The following is a 236-nucleotide window of genomic DNA, read 5'->3' as shown; positions in this document are numbered from 1 at the left end:
CATAGGGATCTCACGCAGCTCCACATCCCAGTAGCGGGCGAATTTATGCCAGCAGATTTGTACCGGACCGCACACCAGGTTTGGTTTATCCGTTGGTTTGCCTGCAGCTTCCATACGCTTGCGCCAACGCCATTTCATCGCCATCCCGCCGAGCATACAGGCCTCGGAAGAACCAATGGTGTTGGTGCCAACGGCCTGACCATTTTTCGGCGCAGGCGCATGCCACAGATCGGCAA

1 protein-coding gene is annotated in these 236 nt (G+C 56.8%); it reads right to left on the bottom strand.

Going from position 1 to position 236, the window contains the following annotated elements; all coding sequences use genetic code 11:
* Positions 1-236: pyridoxal-dependent decarboxylase (locus SB719_RS22590; RefSeq protein ID WP_412160098.1), on the bottom strand; the 236-nt coding region annotated here is incomplete at both ends.

The sequence above is a fragment of the Pantoea sp. SIMBA_079 genome, from assembly GCF_046940275.1.
Classification (GTDB): Bacteria; Pseudomonadota; Gammaproteobacteria; order Enterobacterales; family Enterobacteriaceae; genus Pantoea; species Pantoea borealis.
The sequence above is the reverse complement of the archived record's forward strand: the minus strand, read 5'-3'. Positions and strand labels throughout refer to the sequence as shown.